This window comes from Bacillus sp. SRB_8 (assembly GCF_003264205.1).
Lineage (GTDB): Bacteria > Bacillota > Bacilli > Bacillales > Bacillaceae_G > Bacillus_A > Bacillus_A mycoides.
The window spans coordinates 155,016-175,435 of sequence record NZ_NADT01000019.1 but is presented as its reverse complement, the minus strand read 5'-3'; the positions used below and the strand labels follow the sequence as shown (position 1 = coordinate 175,435).

General features: G+C 33.4%; 21 protein-coding genes and 2 pseudogenes. 17 read left to right on the top strand and 6 right to left on the bottom strand.

The window, feature by feature from the left end:
* Window positions 1-693: 693 nt before the first annotated feature.
* Window positions 694-1,326 (bottom strand): cupin domain-containing protein, encoded by a 633-nt coding sequence (locus tag B5P40_RS16350; protein ID WP_002085579.1) that lies wholly within the window; start codon window positions 1,324-1,326, stop codon window positions 694-696.
* Between the two features lie 293 nt (window positions 1,327-1,619).
* Window positions 1,620-3,007, bottom strand: a pseudogene (locus tag B5P40_RS16345) (HD domain-containing protein).
* 203 nt (window positions 3,008-3,210) lie between these two features.
* Here B5P40_RS16345 and B5P40_RS16340 point away from each other — a divergent pair.
* The 3 genes from B5P40_RS16340 to B5P40_RS16330 all read left to right on the top strand — a co-directional run bounded on the left by B5P40_RS16340 (window position 3,211) and on the right by B5P40_RS16330 (window position 5,766).
* Window positions 3,211-3,522 carry a luciferase domain-containing protein gene (locus tag B5P40_RS16340; protein ID WP_113709464.1) on the top strand — a complete coding sequence of 104 codons (312 nt, stop codon included), beginning with the start codon at window positions 3,211-3,213 and terminating at the stop codon, window positions 3,520-3,522.
* A gap of 86 nt (window positions 3,523-3,608) precedes the next feature.
* Window positions 3,609-4,919, top strand: coding sequence for a phytoene desaturase family protein (locus B5P40_RS16335; RefSeq protein ID WP_113709463.1), 1,311 nt, complete (start codon window positions 3,609-3,611; stop codon window positions 4,917-4,919).
* Complete coding sequence (locus B5P40_RS16330) at window positions 4,897-5,766, top strand: sigma-70 family RNA polymerase sigma factor (protein WP_113709462.1); 870 nt, start codon at window positions 4,897-4,899, stop codon at window positions 5,764-5,766. The genes B5P40_RS16335 and B5P40_RS16330 overlap by 23 nt, the downstream gene beginning before the upstream one ends.
* A 34-nt stretch (window positions 5,767-5,800) precedes the next feature.
* On the opposite strand, the gene B5P40_RS32815 is transcribed toward B5P40_RS16330, so the two are convergent.
* On the bottom strand, window positions 5,801-5,959 hold the full coding sequence (locus B5P40_RS32815; RefSeq protein WP_002085567.1) for a hypothetical protein: 159 nt from the start codon (window positions 5,957-5,959) through the stop codon (window positions 5,801-5,803).
* A gap of 305 nt (window positions 5,960-6,264) precedes the next feature.
* Between B5P40_RS32815 and B5P40_RS16325 the strand changes: the two genes are divergently transcribed.
* The 3 genes from B5P40_RS16325 (at window position 6,265) to B5P40_RS16315 (ending at window position 9,177) form a co-directional block, all read left to right on the top strand.
* Window positions 6,265-6,858, top strand: coding sequence for an O-methyltransferase (locus tag B5P40_RS16325; RefSeq protein ID WP_002085565.1), 594 nt, complete (start codon window positions 6,265-6,267; stop codon window positions 6,856-6,858).
* 348 nt (window positions 6,859-7,206) lie between these two features.
* The gene (locus B5P40_RS16320; protein ID WP_002119468.1) at window positions 7,207-8,319 is read left to right on the top strand and encodes a toxic anion resistance protein; all 1,113 of its coding nucleotides are present in this window, start codon (window positions 7,207-7,209) and stop codon (window positions 8,317-8,319) included.
* A gap of 24 nt (window positions 8,320-8,343) precedes the next feature.
* Window positions 8,344-9,177: a DUF3974 domain-containing protein gene (locus tag B5P40_RS16315; RefSeq protein ID WP_113709461.1), complete on the top strand. Its 834-nt coding sequence runs from the start codon at window positions 8,344-8,346 to the stop codon at window positions 9,175-9,177.
* Window positions 9,178-9,234: 57 nt separating this feature from the next.
* Here B5P40_RS16315 and B5P40_RS16310 read toward each other — a convergent pair whose 3' ends face one another.
* Window positions 9,235-10,794, bottom strand: a complete 1,560-nt coding sequence (locus tag B5P40_RS16310) for a glycoside hydrolase family 10-like protein (protein WP_113709460.1) — start codon at window positions 10,792-10,794, stop codon at window positions 9,235-9,237.
* Between the two features lie 226 nt (window positions 10,795-11,020).
* Here B5P40_RS16310 and B5P40_RS16305 point away from each other — a divergent pair, with 226 nt between their 5' ends.
* The 7 genes from B5P40_RS16305 (at window position 11,021) to B5P40_RS16275 (ending at window position 17,394) form a co-directional block, all read left to right on the top strand.
* Window positions 11,021-11,326: a PTS sugar transporter subunit IIB gene (locus tag B5P40_RS16305; protein WP_000865888.1), complete on the top strand. Its 306-nt coding sequence runs from the start codon at window positions 11,021-11,023 to the stop codon at window positions 11,324-11,326.
* Window positions 11,327-11,337: 11 nt separating this feature from the next.
* Window positions 11,338-12,621: a PTS sugar transporter subunit IIC gene (locus tag B5P40_RS16300; protein WP_107888173.1), complete on the top strand. Its 1,284-nt coding sequence runs from the start codon at window positions 11,338-11,340 to the stop codon at window positions 12,619-12,621.
* A 78-nt stretch (window positions 12,622-12,699) separates the two neighbouring features.
* Window positions 12,700-12,966: a hypothetical protein gene (locus tag B5P40_RS16295; RefSeq protein ID WP_002136308.1), complete on the top strand. Its 267-nt coding sequence runs from the start codon at window positions 12,700-12,702 to the stop codon at window positions 12,964-12,966.
* Between the two features lie 21 nt (window positions 12,967-12,987).
* Window positions 12,988-14,139, top strand: a complete 1,152-nt coding sequence (gene anmK / locus B5P40_RS16290; protein WP_113709459.1) for an anhydro-N-acetylmuramic acid kinase AnmK — start codon at window positions 12,988-12,990, stop codon at window positions 14,137-14,139.
* Window positions 14,140-14,157: 18 nt separating this feature from the next.
* Window positions 14,158-15,057, top strand: a complete 900-nt coding sequence (locus B5P40_RS16285; RefSeq protein WP_113709458.1) for a BadF/BadG/BcrA/BcrD ATPase family protein — start codon at window positions 14,158-14,160, stop codon at window positions 15,055-15,057.
* A 135-nt stretch (window positions 15,058-15,192) separates the two neighbouring features.
* On the top strand, window positions 15,193-15,741 hold the full coding sequence (plsY, locus tag B5P40_RS16280; RefSeq protein ID WP_002127407.1) for a glycerol-3-phosphate 1-O-acyltransferase PlsY: 549 nt from the start codon (window positions 15,193-15,195) through the stop codon (window positions 15,739-15,741).
* 69 nt (window positions 15,742-15,810) lie between these two features.
* On the top strand, window positions 15,811-17,394 hold the full coding sequence (locus B5P40_RS16275; RefSeq protein ID WP_113709457.1) for an aminotransferase class V-fold PLP-dependent enzyme: 1,584 nt from the start codon (window positions 15,811-15,813) through the stop codon (window positions 17,392-17,394).
* A 127-nt stretch (window positions 17,395-17,521) separates the two neighbouring features.
* Here B5P40_RS16275 and B5P40_RS16270 read toward each other — a convergent pair whose 3' ends face one another.
* Window positions 17,522-17,659 carry a DUF3956 domain-containing protein gene (locus B5P40_RS16270; protein ID WP_002127410.1) on the bottom strand — a complete coding sequence of 46 codons (138 nt, stop codon included), beginning with the start codon at window positions 17,657-17,659 and terminating at the stop codon, window positions 17,522-17,524.
* Between the two features lie 343 nt (window positions 17,660-18,002).
* Between B5P40_RS16270 and B5P40_RS16265 the strand changes: the two genes are divergently transcribed.
* The gene (locus B5P40_RS16265; RefSeq protein WP_000416118.1) at window positions 18,003-18,215 is read left to right on the top strand and encodes a hypothetical protein; all 213 of its coding nucleotides are present in this window, start codon (window positions 18,003-18,005) and stop codon (window positions 18,213-18,215) included.
* Between the two features lie 247 nt (window positions 18,216-18,462).
* Here the strand turns inward: B5P40_RS16265 and B5P40_RS16260 are convergent, their stop codons facing one another.
* Window positions 18,463-18,792: a YkvA family protein gene (locus B5P40_RS16260; RefSeq protein ID WP_113709456.1), complete on the bottom strand. Its 330-nt coding sequence runs from the start codon at window positions 18,790-18,792 to the stop codon at window positions 18,463-18,465.
* A 217-nt stretch (window positions 18,793-19,009) separates the two neighbouring features.
* On the opposite strand from B5P40_RS16260, the gene B5P40_RS34040 reads away from it, so the two are divergent.
* The 3 genes and pseudogenes from B5P40_RS34040 to B5P40_RS34175 all read left to right on the top strand — a co-directional run.
* On the top strand, window positions 19,010-19,264 hold the full coding sequence (locus tag B5P40_RS34040; RefSeq protein ID WP_002085542.1) for a hypothetical protein: 255 nt from the start codon (window positions 19,010-19,012) through the stop codon (window positions 19,262-19,264).
* Window positions 19,218-20,215, top strand: a pseudogene (locus B5P40_RS34035) (N-acetylmuramoyl-L-alanine amidase); the annotation flags it as partial. The gene B5P40_RS34040 and the pseudogene B5P40_RS34035, both read left to right, overlap by 47 nt.
* Before the next feature lie 42 nt (window positions 20,216-20,257).
* Window positions 20,258-20,420 (top strand): exosporium leader peptide-containing protein (locus B5P40_RS34175; RefSeq protein WP_142936363.1); only part of this gene is annotated, 163 nt, incomplete at its 3' end.

The window sequence follows — 20,420 nt, the reverse complement described above, 5'->3', positions numbered from 1 at the left end:
CCCCTTAGGTAGATAAAGGAACAATGAAAAATTTTGAAGGAAAGAAGAGCTAATAAATATTAACTACAAATAAGATAAATGTACTATAGATCTACAGAGTTTTTTATTGTTTTTTTACACTTATCCATTTCTATACACACGCCAGCCTTTTATATTTTGGTCCCAAACTAGCCCCACTTAGCCCCAGTAGTATTCTTATTTATGCTCTATCTTGCAATATAAATGATAAATAAAAAAGCCCGAAACCCTGAATTAACAAGGATTCTAAGGCATTTAATACTACTCTTTGCAGAGTTCCGATTCTATTAAAAACAGAATTCATCCATTAAATAAACTATATACTAGTGGGTTAAATTGTTAATCATGAGCGGTGAAATGTCATTGCTCAAATTAGTAATAAACTATTTATTTTTATTACAGTTACATCCTTTTTTCTTTACATAGCCTTGCTCGGCTAAATCTCTTTGTGACTGGGAATCGGAAGATTGAGAGTTCGAAGATTGAGAGGATGCTGAAGAGCTACTATTTTTATTATTAGAGTAGTTTTTTCGATAGTTATAATTACTCATAGTACTATCACCTCCAATTAAATATATAAATATTATATGTATGTACTCTATTAATTGTTACGATAAAAAATCTCCTCGATATTTTCCGAGGAGATAAATGGTGGTTCTATTAAAATGATACTAATTAATACCCCCAGTATAGAGGGAAGTAATAAGAATCTTGGTAATATAGATTTTGTTGTTGAGTAGGGGGCTGAGTTGACTGATTTATCATGTCGCGGTTTTGATTACAGTTTCCGGGAGGACCAATTACCGTAGTGGATTGAATTGGGGATACGGCTTGTTTCCATTGTTGTTCATTGAGGCAATAAGTATGAGCCATCATATTAGCGGGAGTTAATCTTAAAATATCAGAACCAAAAATAACTTCTGGGGTTGGGGCGTCGAATATAGCTAATAAATGAGTATTATCTGCTGAAGCAATTTCATAATGCCACCACGCTTGTGGAATGTTGGCAACTTGCCCTGGTTTTATCGGTAAGTTTAATATTTGATTCGTAAATGGATTAAGTAAAGAAACAACAGCAGATCCTGAAATACAGTAAACGAGTTCAGCTGCATTTTGATGAATATGTGGTTCTACAACATTCCCTGTACTTAAATAAATATCTAATAAAGAAGTATTTTCTAAAGTATTTAATTGTTTCATGCCAAGTACATTTATATAATTTTGGGCATCTTTCTTAAAAAAATTACTTTTACTTAAATCATGAGTGAAATTAGTTGAGGGGGAAGTGTAGTCGATATTAGAAGTCAATTGTATTACCCGCCTTTCTATAGGTAAGTATGGATACAACTTTAGGATATGTGCCTAGTGTTAGTTATGTGCATTTGTCTGTATCATAATAAATTCACCTGTTTTATAAAGAATATAGGTTGTGCTTCTTATTTCTCATAATGTAAATACGGATAAAAATTAGAGCGAACTAATGAAAGTCGGAATTATTGATGTTAGGTTAGGAGTAAAAATATTGAAATTTATTTCGTATATTTTAATGGTTACGTTATATGAAAAGACCAATGCCTTATAGAAAGGAATTGGCCTTTTATTTAAGATAGTTTTTGATGAATCATTAATTGTGCTTTAGCAGTATTAGCGTAATTTAGCCATTCTATTGCCAAGTTTTGTTTTGAATCAAAATGGATTTCAATTACGTCTAAATGAGATATCTTTGTTTTGAATGGAACGGGAATGCCATTTAACTTTGCTTTGTTCAAGTTATGTGCAATTGTTGGAAATGCAGAGAAAGTAAAATCAATAATTGTAGCACCATTGGGTAAATAAATAGGGCGTAAATCTGTAGTGTAAGCAGTAATGGTATTCTCAAATAGTTCATATGATACTAAGTTATGAAAAATAATTGGATCTTTAGTTAATAAATTGTTATTCATTATTGTATCATTCATTATTTTATAAGAGATTGTTTGGATATCTGCAGTTCTATTATTCAATAAAGAAAAAATACCATTATCTCTTATTGTTTTCTCTGATTGTGTTTGGATGATAATTGATTGTTCAATATCATTTATATTGACTTTAGTTTTTAAATTGTTATTAAAATGAGTATTTTCAAGTGCTATATTGTCTTCGAAATATTGTGTAGTTGGTTTGTATAATTGATGAACTATTCCAAGGATTTTATAACAATCTAGGACACTTATAGTGGTGATACGTATTTGTGAAACTCTTGATATGTTTTGTGCTTCTTGCAGTTGTGAGTAAGCAGAATAAATTGGGGTAAATTCATAACTTACTTCAAATGAAAGGTTCGTATCATAAAAAAAATTATTCCTTTTCTTAAATCAGTTATGTTTTTTTGAATATGTGGCACATATTCCATTAAAAAATTATGTGCTTTTTTATATCTCTCTTTATGTAGATATTGAAAAGATAGGTTTTCTAATTCATGTTGGATAGAATATAAACCTAATCGCTTTGCAAGTGGTGCAAAGAATGTTAATGTCTCGTTTGCATAAGCTACTTGTTTTGCGGGTTTTTTAACACTCAATGTTTTTATATTGTGAAGGCGATCTATAACTTTAATAATGCCAACACGTATATCTTGTTGAGAGGATACTAGTAATTTTTTAAAATTAATCGCTTCGTATAATGTCTTCTTTTGACCGTGTTGTTTTTTCACTTTTGTTAATCCATCAACAATGTAACTGACGGTCGTACCGAAAAGTAATTCTACTTTTTCGAGAGAATAAGTCGTATCTTCTACAACATCGTGTAATAACGCAGAAATCAAAGTTGTAACATCAGCTTTATAATTTAATAGTACCTCTGTAATAGCAAAAGGATGAATAATATATGCCTCTCCAGTTTGACGGTATTGACCATTATGCGCATGTTCAGCAAACTCTATAGCTTTTTTCATTAACTTTAGTTCATCAGATTGTAGATAAGTAGCCTTTTGTAATAATAATTCGCTCATATATATCCATCCCTTGAAGTTATTTCTAATAATAATTCTGTATAATATGATAAAGACCTTTTAGATTATTAATAAATATTAAAAAATTATTTATTAATTGAGATTAAACTATATTCGTATAGCCTTTCATACTTTAGATTGATGAAATATATGGAGAGGAATGGTAATTTTAAGTTACACCAATCGTAAAGGAGCGAATGACTATGACATATAGTGAAGTAATTAGAAAAGAAGTGCTTAGCTGGGAAGGTGTTTCTGAAAAGCCACACCGATTTGGTGGAGTAGAATTAAACTATGGCAAGAAAGAATTAGGGCATCTTCACGGGGATAAGTTAGCTGATTTACCATTTCCGAAACTAAAGCGAGATGAATTAATTAATCAAGGATCAGTTCAACCACACTATGTATTACCCGAATCAGGATGGATTAGTTATTTTATAAAGAGTGAAGAGGACATTCCGTTTGCTATTGAGTTATTTCGTATGCAATATGATCGGATCGCCAAAATTAAATAAAGTAGCTAACTTAATAATATATTTTTTTGTCACATCCTTCCTTCATCGTTCGTCTTGTATTTAGAATGATAAGGAGGGATTTTATTATGAAAAATTTTGATGTAGCAATTGTTGGCGGGGGGCTTGCAGGGTTAACAGCATCTATATATTTAGCGAAAGCTGGAAGGAAAGTTATTGTATTAGAAAAGTCCAGTCACTTCGGTGGTCGAGGGATGACTATAAATAAAAACGGCATTTGTATGAATCTTGGTGCACATGCTTTATATAGAGGTGGAGAAGCGTGTATAACTTTTAATGAGCTAGGAGTAAATCTTCCAGGTGGAATCCCATCTACAAAAGCACATGGAATATGGAAAGGGGATATTTATACCATTCCAACAGATTTTCGCTCTATTTTATCAACACCGTTACTTTCATGGTCTGCAAAAGTACAGTTCGCTCGTCTTATGATTCATTTAGGAAACTTAGATGTAGAAAAAGTTCCGAAAATAAGCCTAACTACATGGGCAGAAAATGAAATTAAAGATCCAATGGTTCGAAATATATTTTATGCATTATGCCGAACAACAACATATACGTATGCTCCTACAATACAATTAGCATCTTCCGTACTAAAGCAAATACAGCTTTCTATGAAAGAAGGAGTACTTTATGTAGATGGTGGTTGGGAGACGATAATAACAAATTTAAGAGGAATAGCGAATACTAGTGGTGTACAATTTCTGGCTAAAAAGCATGTTTTAAAAATAGAGCATTGTGAAGGAAAACAAAGAATACATTGTTTTGACGATGAAGTATTTGAAGCAGGGGCAGTTATTGTAACAATTCCACCGAAAGAGGCATGTGAAATTATAAAAGGTACAGAAGGAACAAGTTTGCAAAAATGGAGTGAACAATCTATACAAGTGACCGTGGCAGCGTTAGATATTGGTTTAAAACAATTACCGAATCCTTTGCATCATTTTGCATTGGGATTGGATCAACCTATATTTTTCACGAATCAATCGAGAGCAGCTAAATTAAGTGAAGATGGATCAATTGTAGTGAGTCTAATTAAATACCATAACCCTGTACTAGAACTGAATCATATTCAAGAAGAGAAAGAACAGTTAGAAAATATGATGGAATTGTTACATCCGAATTGGAAAAGAGAAGTTGTTGCACAGCAATATTTACCGAAAATTACGGTAGTACATGATTTTCCTCATATTGACCGTGTTGAAAAACCAGGCCCTAATATACCTGGAATGCCAGGTGTTTACGTTGCAGGAGATTGGGCTGGGCATGATGAAATATTAGCTGATGCTGCGGTAGCAAGCGGGAAACGTGCAGCGTTACACATTTTAAAGCAATTTGAAAGTGAGGCAGTTCATCATGGAAACGGAGCAGTTATATGAAGCGTATCAACCATTATTATTTTCGTTAGCATATAGAATCCTTGGGAGTGTTATGGATGCTGAAGATATCGTCCATGACGTATTTATATCGTTTAATAATATGGAGGACGTTCAATCTATAGAAAATATGAGAGCCTATTTATGTAAAATGGTAACAAATCGCTCAATTGACAAATTACGTTCGGCAGCACATAAACGTAACGTATATGTCGGAATGTGGTTGCCAGAGCCATTTGTGGAAGAGATTGATGATCCATCAGAGTCATTTGTAATGAAAGAATCAATTTCTACGGCATATTTATTACTTTTACAACAACTGACTGAGGTAGAGAGGGTTGTTTTCATATTAAGAGAGGTTTTTAGTTATGACTACGAAGAAATCGCTTCGATTGTAGAAAAGAGTAGTGTGAACTGCCGAAAAATCTTTCAACGTGCACGAAAAAGTATTTTGGATAAGCCGAAGCAGTCAACATTAAGTACGAAGAAGATGGCTGCTTACGTGGAGAAATTTGTATCATCATTGCAGTGTGGGGATGCGCAAGGCATGTTAGAAGTATTAAAAACAGATGCGATATTGAAAGCTGATGGTGGTGGTAAAGTTACAACTGCAATTCATCCAATTTATTCTGCAGATAGAATTATAAGTTTATTCTTTGGAATTGGGAAGAAGTTCCCGGTAGAATACGTTGTTGATTTTAAGATGGTAAATGGTGCCCCAGGCGTTATTGTTAATGTAAATAATAAAGTGACTTATGTGCTTTCATTTACATTTGAGAATGAGAAAATCTCAAACATTTATATGATGGTTAATCCTGAAAAACTTATGCACTTAAATGTAATAGTATAAAAAAGACGCATTTCTTTAGAAGTGCGTCTTTTTTTTATTTTTCTAACATTTCAAGAGGTACATCTTTTTCGCCGGCTACCTCGAATTTAATTTCCCCGTCTTCTTCATAAATGCGTTTAATAATCGGTATAGTTATCATTAGTTTTTTATGCTGTTTACGTCTTCTAGCAGCATCTAAGTTAATCACGTTCATGTGTAAGCATCCTTTCTTACAGAAATATATAAACAAAAGAAAATGCGTCCGAAAAGGGCGCTTAGTTGAATTAGAAATACCGATTCATTTAAATGGGGTTTAGATTATCTTATAATTGAAAACTGATTGTAAAATAATGTGAATTAAATAATTGCACGTAGAAATTAACTTTACCAAAAAACGAAACAATATGCTATAAAAAATTTTAATTCTTTGTCGTATAACAGGAAAAAGGTGTGCATTTCGCATATAATGAAAAGTAGACGGGCATCATGTACTTTTTCATCATATTGCTTGGAAAGGCGATGGAGAAAATGAATACTCTAGATTCATTATTATTGCAACTTGAACAATATGGAGAAGAGCATGATCGACATAAAGAAAAAAGAGAAGAAAAATTAAGAAATATTTCTCGTGAAATGGGGCAGTTTTTATCAGTATTAGTAAAGGGGTGCAATGCAAAAAAAATTTTAGAAATTGGAACTTCAAATGGCTATTCTACATTGTGGCTAGCAAATGCGGTAGAAGAAACAAATGGAAATGTTATAACTGTAGAACTTTCTTCAGAACGGGTTGGAGAGGCACTTGGAAATTTTGAAAGGGCAAATCTTACACAGAGAATCGATATTCATAATCAAGAGGCTGGGGCATTTTTAGATTCGCAAGTAGATCGTTCATTTGATTTTATTTTCCTAGATTCAGAGCGCACGCAATACATGTGGTGGTGGGAACATATAAAACGTATTTTAGAGCCAAAAGGTTTTCTTGTAATTGATAATGCAACTTCTCATGCGGGGGAATTAGCTGGATTTATAAAGATGATTGAAGAAGACGTTACGTTTGAAACCGTGTTATTAGCTTTTCAAAAGGGAGCATTTGTTGCACGGAAGAATAATTAGAAGTGGACCTAATATAATTATCACATTGAAAGATAGTATATGTCAAAAGATAGAGCATTGTATGAATTTAAGAAGGTAACTAAATGGAATTTCAAATTAATATTCAGTGATGATAAGTAAGGTAAGCTGTGAAGAATCCGTCTTCAGCATGTTGTTCTCTAGGTCTTAAGTCTGAGGAAAATAATGACGAGAACAGGTATACTTATACTATGAAACAGGGAATGACTGCATAAGCAGGTATTTCTTGAAAAATCGATTTCAAGCAAGCAAAAATGTATATGAAATACGATATATTAGATGAAATATAGTGCACATAAATTCGCACATATAAATAAAGGAGCGATTTTGTTGACTGAACTCGAGAAAAAAGAACCTGTATCGATTGTGAAAGATAATAATGTAGAAGTAGTAGTGGATACAGTAATAAAAGATGCAGAACTTGAAGAACTGAATAAAGAAGCAGATCTTTATGTACAAAAGTTAAATAGCGAGCAAAATACAGATTTATCAAAAGTATTGTCGCAGCTTGGAGACTTAGGGGATAAAGAGCAGCAAGCGGCAGGACAAACGCTATCAGCTTTAAAACGTCCTGTGACAGCTATGATGAATGGAAAGAATGAAGAAATTCCAAATACATTGTTAGAATTACGAAAAGTGGTATCAGAACTTGATCCAAACTCATTAAAAGCAACTGGTATGAAGAAACTTATGTTTAAAGTGTTTAAGAAAAATCCGCTTGAAAATTACGTGCATAAATATCAATCTATAGATAAGCAAATCGAGGAGATTATAAGATCACTTCTCATTGGCCGTGATAACTTGCAAGAGGATACGGTTGGTCTTGAAATGTTAAAAGAGCAATCACACGATAAAATTCACGCTCTTGATAAACAAGTATACTTAGGAAGAAAACTTGCTGGTATGCTTGAAGCTGAGAAACAAAATCCAGAACGTCAAAGGGATATTCCGTTAATAAATGATGCATTAGAAAAGATACTTGTGCGTACTCGTAATATGCAACAAGCAAAAAGTGTATTATTACAATCTATCGCATCTGTAGACATCATTAAGAAAAATAATGAAAAGCTATCAGAGGCAATTCGTAATGCAATTACGATGACGCAAAACGTTGTAACGGTTTCCGCTGCAATACAGCTTGCATTAACAAATCAACGTAAAACAATTGATGCTGTTAATGCGACAAATGAAGCGATTGAATCAATGGTATTAAGCAATTCACAAGCATTAAAACAAAATACAGAAGAAACAACAAAACTCCTTGAAAATCCTGCAATTAGCATGGATAAATTACGTGAATCATTCCAAAATGTATTTGCCGCTATTGAAGCATCTGAGAAATCGTCAGAACGTATTATTGAGTCTAGTAAGAAATTTGTAATTGAACTAGATACATTTAATGATGAGATGAAGCAGAAACTCATTCAGCGTCCAAGGAAATAACAGACTTTTAGAGGAGGTGAAAAAATGAGTTTCATTCAAGGGGTATTATTACTATTAGGATCATTACTTATAATCGCATTTACTGTCGTTGTTTTAGTTGTATACTTCGGACGTAAACTTTATTTTTCATGGACGAAACCATATAAGAGAGCACAAGATTCCATTGAGAAATTATCAAACAAATCGACACCGTTTTTACAAGAGTTTACGCAACATCCACTCTTTTATCGCTGGATTCGTACGGAAGGAAAGAAAGAACAACATACATTGAATACTCTTTTCTGTACATCAGGTCAACGTACGAGAGAACAAGTATTTTCAATGTTACCGAAAGAAAAACAAAAAAAAGTGCATGTAATGGCAAAAACAACGAAAAAGCTTACAAATGAAGATATCGATGTGGCCGCGATGAAAGTGAAAGATTTCTTAAGACAAGAAACGCAGCAAACTGTAAAACCGACAGACTTATCGTTTTATAAATTGTATTTCTATGATCGATATCCAGATGCATTAAATACAATTCAAGCATATAAACGCTCGATTAATCCTTCACTACAAAGAACGGTTGATGACATTACAATTTCAGTATTAAATGCATTGCCGTACTATCAAGAGCAGCGTATGTTTGAACAACAACATAAACTTGAAACGTTTTTAATGAAAGATTTAACTGCGATGTTATCTTTAGTGGTGCAATTACCTCCATCACAACGACCAGAAAAAGAAGAAGAGTTAAAAGTCTACTTGCAAAATTTCCAAAAAGAAATGGAAGTAGTAGAGCGTGATATTCGCGACTCCATTGATCATGATTTGAATGTGAAGATGAGAGCAGCGACTGAGAAGTTTAAGAATAAATAAAAAAGGCGCCTTAAAAGCTAAGTATTTCTCAGCTTTAAGGCGTTTTTTTTTGAGATTTTATTTTGCCTTAACGGTAGTAAAACTAGAAGGAATGCTTTCATTATGCAATCGATCAACTGCAGTTACCACATACGTATACGTTTCTCCAGAAATAGCCGTTTTATCTATGTAAATTTCTCCAAGTTTTGTTTTTCTTACAGTAGTAAGTAAATGTTTTGGGTTTTGTATATCCACTTCATTTTTTCCATTCACACGGTAAATGGCGTAATAAGAAGAGTCATTATCTCTATTGTCAATTATTCCTACAGCAATACCTTCATCTCTTGGAATGGCACCTTTTAAAGTAGGTTGTTTTGGTGGATCATGATCAAGCCAAGGCATAGGTGGAATTAATGCAGGGTGTTTATATATGTCTTTTGAGAGTCTATCTTTAATTCCAAGTGGATTGTTATTAATATCTTTTAAGCTAAAATGCATACTTCCTTTTATTTCAGGGTATTGACGATTTAATGCGATTTGTTTTGGATATTCTTCAGGATCAGACCAAGCAGGGACAGAGTTGTTATTAATTTTATAGGCCGCTTGACCGATGTATAGGTGAATCGGTTTGTTATTTGATTCTTTTACCCACCAATCTACTAATATATCATATGCAGCAGGTGTGAAACCTATATTCCAATATATTTGAGGTGTAATGTAGTCAATGTACCCTTTTTGTATCCACTCACGTGTGTCAGCATAAAGGTCATCGTAGTTTCTTTGACCTGCGGTTGTATTAGAGCCAGTTGGATCGTCAGCTATATTTCGCCATACGCCAAATGGACTAATGCCAAATTTTACGTATGATTTTTCTTGTTTTATAGCAGTATTTAAACCTTTTACGAGTTCATTTACATTATTGCGACGCCAATCTTCGATAGTTGAAAAATTCTCATTATTATATGATTCAAATGTTTTTTGATCAGGAAATTCTTCGCCAACTACTTTATAAGGATAAAAATAATCGTCCATATGAATTGCATCAACATCATAATTTTTTACGATTTCTAAAGCGCCTTCCGTTATAAAGTTTTTCACATCTGGAATACCAGGGTTGTAATATAGCTTCCCGCCGTAAGGTACAACCCAATCGGGATGTTGTCTTGCAGGGTGATTATTTGATAATCGATTTATATCAGTGTGATTCATCGTTATTCGGTATGGATTAATCCATGCGTGGAATTCTATATTTCTTTTATGTGCTTCTTCAATCATAAATGCGAGCGGGTCGTATCCAGGGTCTTTTCCTTGTGTACCCGTAATGTATTCAGACCAAGGACCGTAATTTGAAGGATAGAAAGCATCAGCAGTCGGTTTAATTTGTACAACGACTGCATTCATACCAGTGTTTTTTACATCGTCTAATAGTCTTATAAATTCTTGTTTCTGCTTTTCAATAGGTAAGCCAGTTTTTGAAGGCCAATCAATATTGAGAACAGATGCTAGCCATACAGCGCGTAATTCATGTTTTTTGTAAGTAGTATTTACTTCAGCATAAGTAGAGTGAGGGGAAATGAAAGAGAAAGGAGTAAACAATATGACGATACAGCACATCATTACTAAACGTTTCATAATCATTTATACGCCTCCCTATTATACGATTATTTAAAATAATATATGATGTTAGGTTGGCCCTGCAATTGAGAAAAATAAATATTGAAACATTAATTTAATAGGAAAAATATTTTTAGTGAAATTTACTTTCAGTATAACTAAATCGTTTCATTTCTTCATATGCTTGTTAGTAAAGTGAAACTTTCTTTCATTTGAAAGAAACAATTTATAAGTATAGGAGGATTCAATAATGAAAGTTTTATTCGTTTGTTCTGGAGGAATGTCCAGCGCAATTGTTGTAAACGCTTTAAAAAAAGAAGCAGAGAAAAAAGGTATGAACATGGAAGTGCATGCTATTGGAACAAGTGAGGTGGAGGAAGAAGTAAAGAATGGTTGGGATGTTGTAATGGTTGCACCTCAAGTTAGACATCGATTTGACGCTGTAAAAAAACTTACAGAACAAGAATCTATTCCGTGCGGTATTATTCCGCCGCAAGCATACACGCCGCTTGGTGGACCGACTTTATTAAAAACTGTAAATGAATTAATTAGTTAGGGGGAAGCGTTATGAATAAGTTTGTCACGTTTCTTGATAAAAACTTATCTGGACCGATGGCAAGGCTTTCTGAACAGAGGCATTTACAAGCAATCCGTGATGGAGTTATTTCGGCGTTACCATTTATTATCGTAGGGAGTTTCTTTTTAATAGTAGCATTTCCACCATTACCGAAAGATAGTTTCATATCAGTTTGGGCATTGAAAAATCAAACAAGTATATTAATACCATATCGTTTAACGATGTTTATTATGTCTTTATATATAGCATTTGGTATAGGATACAATTTAGCAAAAAGTTATAAGTTAGATGCTTTATCAGGGGCACAGTTAGCAGTATGCTCACTACTTTTAACATTGACGCCCGAATTAATCGATAAAAAAGGATTTATGCTTCCGATGACAAATCTCGGGGGGCATGGATTATTCGTAACGATGATCGTATCTATTTTATCAGTAGAGATTTTAAGATTTTGTAAGACGAAAAATGTAATGATTAAAATGCCAGAACAAGTACCGCCGTCTGTTTCACGTTCGTTTGAAGCACTTATACCTGCTGCATTCGTAATTATTTTAATGAGTTTAGTAACTGTCGTTTTTAGTATTGATTTACATCATGTAGTTGATAAATTAGCGGCACCGTTAGTAAAAGCTGGTGATAGTTATTTTGGTGTAATCATTCCAGTATTTTTAATTACATTTTTTTGGTCATTCGGAATCCATGGTGTGTCGGTTGTTGGAACTGTTGCCCGGCCATTATGGGAAGTATATTTAGGGAAAAATGGTGAAGCAGTTGCTAGTGGAGCAAATCAGTTGCCATTCATTTCACCAGAACCATTATACCAATGGTTTATATGGATTGGTGGTTCTGGTGCGACGTTAGGGCTTGTATTAGCTATGATTGTATTTGGTCGATCAAAATATTCGAAAGCATTATCAAGAACTTGTATTGTTCCTGGTATTTTTAATATTAATGAACCTGTTATTTTCGGATTACCGATTGTACTAAATCCAATTTTAATTATCCCGTTTATCATTACACCACTCGTAACAGCAACTGTTGCATATTCAGCAACTGCGATGGGGTTTGTTACACCAACACATATAATGCCTCCATGGACATTACCAGCTCCAATTGGCGCGTATTTAGCCACAGGTGGAGATTGGCGTGCAGTAGTATTAGTTTTTATAAATATAGCAATATCATTCCTTATTTACCTACCATTCTTTAAAATGTACGACAAAAACATGCTTGAAATTGAGAAAAATGGTGATGGGGAATCTGTTAATCCGTAAGTTTTATATTTTATTTTTGAGTGATAGGCATTTTGTCTATCACTTCTTTCACATTAAGTCCAGAGAGGGTGAAATAGAATGAATATAAAATTTAGCTATAAAGGTGTATTTTTATTGTTATTTGGAGTGATATGTGCAAATTTACTTTTCGTACCTTTATTAAGAATGCTAAATCTATCACAAATGCATAGTATATGGCTCGTTACAAGCTTTGCGGCAAGTATTTTGCTTACGGTAGTTGTTTCTTTCATTGATGGATCGTTTGCATCGAAAGCACAGTTGTTTTTTAGATTTATATTGTTTTCTGTAGGTTGTACGTTGTTTACTTACATAATTGTTTTTTAGTGAATAGGGGGCATGCATATTATGTATATTGCAGGGATAATGTCCGGTACATCGTTAGACGGAATAGATGTAGCGCTCGTTCATGTAGAAGGAAACGGTGTAGATTCTAAAGTCGAACTCATTCATTTTACTACTGTTCCATTTTGTAAGGATATAAAAAATGAGATACTGCAGGCTGTATCAATTGATACATCTAATGTTCAATTGATATGCAGTTTGAACTTTAAGCTTGGTTTATGTTTTGCCAACGCTGTAAAGGAAGTTTGTAAAGAGTCAAATATTTCATTGGAAAAATTAGATTTAATAGGTTCTCACGGACAAACGATTTATCATCAGCCAAAGCAAGATGCTAATATGATTCCCTCAACATTACAAATTGGAGAGCCAGCAGTTATAGCATATGAAACGAACACTACGGTTATCTCTAATTTTCGAACGATGGATATGGCAGCAGGGGGACAAGGTGCACCACTTGTGCCATATTCAGAGGTCATTTTGTATCGTCATCAAACTAAAAATAGATTACTACAAAATATTGGCGGAATCGGTAATGTTACAGTAATACCAAGTCATCTAAGTGATAAGAGCGTTATTGCTTTTGATACTGGCCCAGGAAATATGGTAATCGATGATGTATGTCAAAGATTATTTCAGTTGCCATATGATCAAAATGGTAGGATTGCAAAACAAGGAGTAGTTGTAGATGAAATTTTGACATATTGTATGAACTATCCATTTTTGAAAATGAATCCACCGAAATCAACTGGTAGAGAACAGTTTGGAGAAGAGTTTGTAAGTGAATTATTGAAGCGGTTTGAAAAGCATGGTAAAGAAAATCTTTTGACGACTGTCACGATGTTTACAGCAAGTTCAATTGTTCATCATTATAAGGAGTTTATTCTGCCGTATTATGAAATCGATGAAGTAATTTTAGGTGGTGGGGGCAGTTATAATCGTACACTTGTTGAAATGATACGAAATGGATTGAAGGAAGAAAAGTGCGCGATATTCATTCAAGAAGATATAGGCTATTCTTCAGAGGCGAAAGAAGCAATCGCCTTTGCGATATTAGCAAACGAAACGCATCATCGTAATCCGAGTAATGTGCCAAGCGCAACAGGTGCAAAGCAATCTGTAGTTTTAGGGAATATAACATTCCCTCCAATAAGATGATGAAAATGAGGCGAACATATGAAGTATATGATTGGAGTAGATGGTGGGGGCACGAAGACAGAAGCAATTGCATTTGATCAAGACGGAAACGAAGTTGTAAGAGGTACGAGTGGGTTTGGAAATATATTAATAGATTATGAAAAAGCAGTTTCGCATATTATGGAGGCGATCGATCAATGCAAGAAAGCTTTAATAGATGGGCACTGCGTTTGTATTTGTTTAGGATTAGCGGGTATAAGTGGAGCGAATACAAATGAATTAACATTACGATTAATAAAGAAATATGAAACGAAAATTGAAGTTTTTAATGACGCAATGATTGCACATGCAGCTGCTTTAAAAGGTAAGAATGGAATATTAACTATAGGTGGTACAGGTGCAATTTGTATAGGAAAGAAAGACGAAGTATACGAGTATAGCGGTGGATGGGGACATATTTTAGGGGATGAGGGAAGCGGTTATTGGATTGCGTTACAAGGTTTAAAGAGAATGGCAAATCAATTTGATCAAGGAGTTAGACTTTGTCCATTAAGCTTAAGGATTCAAGACGAGTTTCGACTTTTAACATCATCTCATATAAAAAGACTAGTATATAGTTCTTCAAAAGATAAAGTTGCAGCAATTGCACCATTAATTATAGAGGAAGCGAGGAATGGGAATGATGATGCACATAAAATTATTCTGCAAGCGGCTAAGGAATTAACGATAATTACGGTGAATATTTACAACAAGATGAAGTTTGATTTATCACCTTTAATTGCAGTTAATGGTAGTATATTGTGTTCAGTACCTGAAATATATGCTGAATTTAAGAAATGCTGTGAGAAAAGTATGGGAGAAGTTATATTCGTATCACCATCAGAAATGGCAGTGAAAGGAACATATCATTTAATGAAGGGTGTATATTTTATAAAATAGAAGTATGAGAATTTTTGTATGATTTGTAAAAATATGATGTTAAAATATACAAAGGGATGTAAAGCAAGAAAAAGTACAATATACATAGTCATTGAATATTGTATAAGTACTCCCATGTAGAAAGTGAATGATTACATGATTAATAGTATGCAATTTTTGTATTTGGTGGCTTCTTATTTATTTGGAAACATATTGACCGCTTATATAGTAACGAAATGGAAACATAATGTTGATATTCGTGAAGAAGGAAGTGGTAATCCTGGCGCAAGAAATATGGGGCGCGTATATGGAAAAGGGTCTTTCGTCGCTACATTTTTAGGTGATGCGATCAAAGGGGCAATCGTAGTTTCTATTGCAAAATACCTTTTCGAAGATTCTACATTTGTAATGTTAGCTTTACTGGCTGTTATACTTGGACATATTTACCCAATTTTATTTAAAGGCAAGGGCGGAAAAGGCATTTCAACATTTATTGGAGGTTTAATTGCATTTGATTATTTGATAGCGCTTACTCTTATTGCTGTTTTCATTATATTTTATTTAATCTTTAAAGGATTTACTAAGCCCGGACTAATTACAATCGCTTGTTTACCAGTTTGCATGATTTTGTATTCTTACTCTATTGTTACGACTATTTTAAGTGCACTTATCATTGTACTTATTTTATATGTAAATCGAGAATGAAATGAACTTTTAATAAGTGGAGTTAATCTCCACTTATAATTTTTATTAAATACATAAAGGAGATACAACATGGGGTTAATTTATAAAGTTGCTAATCAAGCTTTGGAATTTGAAAGTATACATAAATTGAATTATAAAACATTTGTAGAAGAAATTCCGCAACATGAAGAAACGAAAGATCGTGTTCGTATAGATCGTTTCCATGAAGAAAATACATATTTAATTTGTTTAGATGACGATAAGTTAGTAGGTATGGTTGCATTGCGAGGAAAACGACCATTCTCGTTAGATTATAAAATTCCAAATCTAGATTTTTATTTGCAAGAACATGGAGAAAATGTATATGAAATTCGTTTACTTTCAGTAGAACGTGAATATCGAAATGGAAGAGCATTGTTAGGTTTAATTCGCTTTTTACATCGTTATTTGCTTCTAAATGGATATGAATTGGCACTCATTTCTGCTACAACACGTGAACTACCTTTATATGAGCAAATGGGATTCAAATCTTTCCATACGTTAGTTGGTACTGAAGAAGCAGCCTTCCAGCCAATGTATGTTACCCCAGCTATGTTTGAAGCGTCGAGTGTTGGGGGTATTATGACGAAAGAATATACGTTTTTACCTGGTCCAGTGGATATTGAAGAAAATGTTCGAAAGGCATTTTCTACTAAGCCTATTTCGCATCGTTCTAAGTCATTTCAAGTGACAATGGAAAATGTAAAAAAACGTTTACTGCAAATGACAAAAGCAAAACGTGTGCAAATAATGTTAGGAACAGGGACGTTAGCGAATGATGCCATTGCTTTACAGTTGAATTCTTTAAAAGGGAAAGGACTAGTTTTAACAAATGGGGAATTTGGAAATAGGTTAGTGGGACATGCAACACGTGCGCAATTACATTATGATACGCATAAAAAAAAAATGGCAGAGCCGTTTCTTTATACAGAATTAGAAAAAATAATGGCAACTGGAAATTATGAATGGCTTTGGTTTGTTCACCATGAAACATCAACTGGAATGTTAAATAATTTAGAAGAACTAAACATTCTTTGTAAAAAGTATCAAATGAAACTATGTGTAGATTGTATAAGCTCAATTGGAGCAATACCAATAAATTTGAAGGATGTATATTTTGCAAGTGGTGTAAGCGGAAAAGCGATTAAATCATATACAGGATTATCTTTCGTTTTTCATAACCACATTGTAAAAGTAAACGAGGCAGTACCTGCTTATATGGACATTGGTATGTACGAAGAAAATGAAAGTATCCCATACTCCCATTCATGGAATTTAATTTATGCATTGCAAGAAGCATTGAAGCGACTTGAAGATGAAGAGGCATTTGAAAAAATAAAAGAGACGTATACATATATTGAACAAGCTATTACTAACATGGGTTTAAATCTTGTTTCACCTAAAGAACATGCCGCGCCAATTATAGTTACCATTCAATTAAATGAAGATCAGTCTTCTAAGGCGCTAGGTGATGCGTTAGCGTTACAAGGATATATTGTTCATTATGAATCAGCGTATTTACAAAAGAATAACTGGATCCAAATTGCATGCCTGAATCATTACAAAGAACGTGATATGAAGAGGATGTTAAATTGTTTGCAGATGTGTGTGTTAAAGAAAGTTCTTTTAACGTAAATGCTTGTATATTTATTATATAATTTCTACAAGGCTATGAGTCACACTTGCTAAGTGTATAGAAGTGCATTTTTTGACAAGAGTTTAAAAGAGAGCGAAAGCTCTCTTTTAAACTTACTTAAATGAATTACCCACAGATTGGAATACCGAGAACTCTCAAAGCTAGTGCTACTTGAAGAGTAATTTCCAATCTAGCAATTTCGATGCCAGCAACTGTGAGTACTAAAAAAGGTTGGCCGTTTACGAACACAATACAACTTTCCATATATACGCCTCCTTTCTAGTGATCTACTACAGTATATGAATGAAACTATAATACGTTATAGTTGGATTTATGAATTTTATAAAAATAATAGATTTACCCTATGTTTACGAAACAAATGGAGTTTCATAGTGTTAATAATTTAATTGTTAGACAAGGAAGCATCTATAATAAGATGCTTTTTATTATATTTACGTTTCAGCGTGACAATAAATAAAGTTAATCAATGACGAATTGAGAGGGAAATATATTGATAAATATTTGTATGAGGTAAACTAAGAAGGTTTTAGAAAAACGAAAAGGAATTTTTATACTTGTAACATAAAAATTCTAGGGGGATGTTAATATGGAAAAAACTATGATGGTAGAAACAACAAACATGATGATGTCTATGGAAAAAATGATGTGTGAAATGAAGTGTATGAAAATGATGATGAATAACATGATGCAAATGGATGTAGAAATGGATAAGGCAATGATGGTGAAAATGAATGAATGTGATGAAATGATGAAGACTACTATGTCTATGATGAAAGCGATGAAAGAGAAATGTTGTTGAAGTAGCAAAGTATAGCGTAAAATGATGATGATCTTGTAAATTTAAATTAGTAAAGAGCCTGTTTTAGTTGGTAAATTAAAATAGGCTCTTTTAACTATTGTTCAAAAATAAATTGAGTTGACAAAAAAGAACTAAAAGATTATTTTAGTTCTTTTTTCTGTATTAACACTGTTCAAATCATTTGTTTAAAAGCTATAGATGATGGTTAGGCAGTGAGAAAAGACAAGTAAGAGCCTATCTTTCTTCGTTAAATGTGTGCTGAAGTAAATAATGATTCCATTTTTATTTTACTCTTTTCTCTAATTTCAGCATCAGCATGGCGCATTACAAATTTATGCGCTATAGCGATTGCTAAAACATCATCTAATAAGCCGATCCCAATAATAGCAGCTATATCTGGAATGAAGTCGATTGCTAATACGTAATAAGATAAAGCAGCTAATATTATGAATTTCGCTTTAGTAGGTAACCCTTTTTTTCTCATTGTGTAGTATAAAATAATACTTTCATATACGCTTGATTTCCCGAGGTTTGCTGAGCTTTTTTTGAATTTTTTCCAAAGTGTCTGTTTCTCCATATAAACACTCCTTTTCCAAAAAATAGATTTTTTAAAAGGATGGACAAAGAAGCGAAAGAATAATCAATTTTATTGTTTTTTCTTATTGTATATTTCGATATTTATAAGCGAATACCTGTTCAAAATAAAACAATGCTTGTTAAGCGGATACGAATATGGAGATGGATGAAGAGAAAATCTGTTTTGGAAAGCAAATAAGTTTCCGATAGAGGTTTCAATGAATTATTTGCGTTCTGCAACGAAGGCAGAAAAAACTTTTGATTTCTTAATACCAGCTATCTTGACAATAATTATTAGATTGTTTATAGCGTATATGAATCCGAATACAACAATAATATTGAAAGGAATTAAGGATATAAATAATCAATCACTTACATTCATTCCAATTTTAGCTGGTTTTAATATAGCTAATTACCTCGTTCCTTATGATTCTAGTACTTGCTGGTTCATTTGCTACAAGTATTTTTGCTGATAGAACGTTTTTTATCCCTAATTTACCAAAACAATCATATCGTTTTGGCGTAGGTGTTTATGAGGGCGTAGTAGCTCATAGTACAGCGACTTCTGAAATATTCAAAAATATGAATCTCGTACATGAAGAAACGCATTTGTTCAATATGCTGTTGATTGAGATGAAACAATCCAAATCGCTAATATAAAATACATTGCATATGGCGGTGGACCTGCTGCTAATAAACGATTTGTACATGTAGAGTTATGTGAAATAGCAGACCATACAAAGCTCGAGCGTTCATATGAAAAATACGTAAAACTTTTAGCGGAAATCTTAAAAGATAACAAGTTATCTGTAGGAAAAGGATTGTGGATTCACTACGATGTGATTAAATATCTTGGCGGTACAGATCATGAAGATCAACTTGATTATTTAAAATCTCATGGGGGATCAGGAGCTCAATCCCGTGCTGATGTACAACGCGCATACAATAATTCTAGTGTGGATGTTTCTGTACCTGAAAGCCACCTAAACCAACAGAAGTAACCGATGGTATAGCTTATATTGAAGGCTACAACGTTAATTTATGTAAAGGACCAGACACAAGCTATTCTAAGATTCGTCAACTAAATAAATCAGAAGCGTATGGTTGAATGGGGCGAAAAGCCTGGTTGGTTAAACCTTGGTGGAGAGCAATGGATTAAGAACAATCCATCCTATGTGAAGTTTAGTAAGAAAAGTACAGTAGATTCTTCTATTGTAGGAAAGCGTGTTGTTTCTAAAGTTAACATTCTACGTTTCTATGATGCTCGATCTTGGCAGGATAAAGACGTGGATGGTTTTGTAGATGTAGGTGAGGTATTTACAATTTTTAGGGAGTTAAATATGGAAGGGTCAGTACAATTTAAGGTGCACAATAGTATAGGGAAAACATATTATATTACGATCAATGAAGTTTATGTATTTGTAACTGTATTACTACAGTATAGTACACTCATAGGAGGTAGTTATGTGTTTGATAAAAATGAAATACAAAAGATAAATGGGATACTTCAAGCTAATGTATTAAATCCAAATTTAATTGGCCCTACACTTCCCCCAATCCCACCATTTACTTTACCCACAGGTCCAACAGGAGGGACAGGCCCAACGGGAGTAACGGGTCCAACAGGAG